Genomic DNA, 2,697 nt, shown 5'->3' on the forward strand with positions numbered 1-2,697 from the left:
CGACCCCGCGCCCCCGCCGGAGGCCGCCCGCGGCGGCGACCCCGGGTACGACCCGGCGACCGGCCTGGTGCTCGGCGCCGACGGCCGTCCCCTGCAGTTCGGCGGCACCGGCGGCCAGTACCGCACCGCCGGCGCCCAGTCCTGGAAACAGCTCTTGCTCGCCGGGGTGACCCCGTGACCGGCGTACCCGAGGAGGTGGCGGTGCCCAGCCGTAGGAACACCACGTTGAAGGTCATCAAGGGCGCGAAGGCCGGCGGCCCGACGCCACCGCGCCGCCGCCTGGTCACCCGGGCGGTGCCCGGACCCGCCGAGCCGATCGAACGGGTGCTGGAACGGCTCGACCAGGAACCCGTCGAGGACCCCACCGAGGCCGGCGACCTGACCGTCGTCGGCGATCCGGCCGAGGTCGAGGACCTGCCGGATCCCCATCCGGAGCCCGCCGGGCCGGCCGCCGCCGAAGAGCCGGACGTCGCCGCCGAGCCGGCCGGCGCCGTCCCGCGCCGCCGCGCCCGGGCGCTCACCGCGCTGCTCGTGGTGCTGCTCGCCGCCGCCCTGGCCGGCGCCGGCGTGCAGGGCCACCGCTGGTACGTCGACCGCGCCACCGACCAGGCCCGCCGGGCGGCCGTCGCCGCCGCCCGGCAGGCCGCGGTCAACTTCGTCTCGGTCAGCGCGGCCAGCGTCGACCGGGACCTGAGCCGGATCACCGCCGGCGCCACCGGCGACTTCAAGGACGAGTTCACCCGCGGCCAGGCCCAGGTCCGCGCCGCCGTGGTGGAGAACAAGGTCCAGTCGCAGGGCACCGTGCTGCGCGCCGGGATCGTGTCCGGCGACCGGCGGCGCGCGGTGGTGCTGGTCGCGGTCGACGCCACCGTCCGCAACGTCAAGGCGCCCGACGGGCGGCCGTCGCACTACCGGATCCAGCTGGACCTGGTCCGGGACCGGGACTCGGGGGACTGGCTCGTGACCAAGCTCCAGTTCGTCGGATGACCGACAGGAGGAGACCGATGCGCGTACCGACCGTCCTGCGCCGACCCCCGCTGCGGCCCGTGCCGCTGCTCGTCGTCGCGCTGCTGCTGGCCGCCGCCGTTGCGGTGGCCGGCTGGACCGCCGACCGCCGCGCCGGCCAGCGCGACCAGGCCGTCCGGCAGGCCCTGGCCACCGCCCCGGCCGCCGCCAAGGCGCTGTTCTCGTACGACTACCGCACGTTCGACGACAGCGTCGCCAACGGCCGCACCTTCGCCACCGGCGCGTTCGCCGACGAGTACGCGCAGACCACCACCGCCCTCAAGGCGACGGCCACGAAACAGCAGGCCGTGGTGCTCGCCGAGGTTTCCGCCACCGGCGTGGTCAGCGCCGAGCCGGACCGGGTGGAGCTGCTGCTCTACCTCAACCAGTACCGGCGCAACGTGACCACGGCGGGGGAGAAGGTGGACCAGAACCGGGTGGTGCTCACCCTGGTGCCGGTGCACGGCGAGTGGAAGGTCGTCCAGGCCGCCGCCATCTGACCGGCGGGCTTGCCGGCGTCTGCTAGCAGTGGCGGTGTGTCCCTGACCGACCACCCGCCGGCCGACCCGTCCGGCCCGTCCGCGACCGACCCCGGACCCGGCCGGCACCCCGGGTCCGGGGTCGCCGTCCGGCGCGCGGAAGCACCCGTTGCGCCGATGGACGGCGGCTCCGGCGCGACCAGAATGACCAGCGAGGCGGAGGCCGACACCCGCCCCTGGAACGCCGTGGAGTTCGTCGCATGAGCGGCTGGCAACTGTCCGGCTACACGCCGGTCCGTCGGCTCGGCGCCGGTGCGTCGGGCAGCGTCGTGCTCGCCACCCACGACGCCACCGGCACCCCGGTCGCCATCAAGTACCTGGTGCGCGACATCGGCGCGGACTCCTCCTTCCGGACCGCCTTCCGGGAGGAGGCCCGGCTGCTCGGCGAGATCGACGACCGGCACGTCAGCCGCCTCTACGAGTACGTCGAGTCACCGCACGGCGCGGCCATCGTCATGGAGCTGGTCAACGGGGTCTCGCTGCGCCAGATGCTGCGCGCGCACGGGCCAACCACCCCCGAGGCGGCGCTCTGCGTGCTGAAGGGCTCGCTCGCCGGGCTCGCCGCCGCGCACGCCCGCGGCGTGGTGCACCGCGACTACAAGCCGGAGAACGTGCTGGTCACCGGTGAGGGGCTGAGCAAGCTCGCCGACTTCGGCATCGCCATGCCGGTCGGCCGGGGCTCCGACACCACCGTCTCCGGCACGCCCCGCTACATGGCCCCCGAGCAGTGGACCGGTGCGCCGGCCAGCCCGGCCTGCGACATCTACGCGGCCACCGCCACCTTCTTCGAGTGCCTCACCGGCCGGCCCCCGTACGAGGGGCCGGACCTGTTCACCCTGCGCGAGCAGCACGCCTCCGCGCCGATCCCGACCGACCCGGCCCCGGCGCCGGTGCACGAGCTGCTCCGGCACGGCATGGCCAAGCGTCCCGACGAGCGGCCGCAGCCCGCCCAGGTGTTCCTGGAGATCCTGGACCGGGTGGCCGGCGCCGGCTACGGCGGGGAGTGGGAGGAGCGGGGCCTGCGCGAGCTGGCCCGCCGGGCCGCCCTGCTCGCCGCCCTCTGGCCGTTCCCCGACGGCGCGGGCGGCGCCACCAGCCTCGCCAGCACCACGCTCGGCGCGACGGCGGGACGCGGTGGCCGGTTCCGCCGGGG

4 protein-coding genes are annotated in these 2,697 nt (G+C 75.9%); all 4 read left to right on the forward strand.

Annotated features, from left to right (window positions below):
* The first annotated feature begins 174 nt into the window (after positions 1 to 174).
* Positions 175 to 987 (forward strand): hypothetical protein, encoded by an 813-nt coding sequence (locus tag B0E53_RS35175; protein ID WP_107079799.1) that lies wholly within the window; start codon positions 175 to 177, stop codon positions 985 to 987.
* Between the two features lie 17 nt (positions 988 to 1,004).
* Entirely contained in the window at positions 1,005 to 1,505 is a 501-nt protein-coding gene (locus B0E53_RS35180; RefSeq protein WP_107079800.1) for a hypothetical protein, read from the forward strand.
* 36 nt (positions 1,506 to 1,541) lie between these two features.
* Positions 1,542 to 1,748: a hypothetical protein gene (locus B0E53_RS35185; protein ID WP_107079801.1), complete on the forward strand. Its 207-nt coding sequence runs from the start codon at positions 1,542 to 1,544 to the stop codon at positions 1,746 to 1,748.
* On the forward strand, positions 1,745 to 2,697 hold a 953-nt coding region (locus B0E53_RS35190; RefSeq protein WP_146167927.1), incomplete at its 3' end, for a serine/threonine-protein kinase. The genes B0E53_RS35185 and B0E53_RS35190, both read left to right, overlap by 4 nt.

This window comes from Micromonospora sp. MH33 (genome assembly GCF_003013775.1).
Lineage (GTDB): Bacteria > Actinomycetota > Actinomycetes > Mycobacteriales > Micromonosporaceae > Micromonospora > Micromonospora fulviviridis.

Excerpts from the sequence above, each read along its gene's own strand:
- B0E53_RS35180 (WP_107079800.1), top strand. The coding sequence starts at position 1,005 with ATGCGCGTACCGACCGTCCTGCGCCGACCCCCGCTGCGGCCCGTGCCG.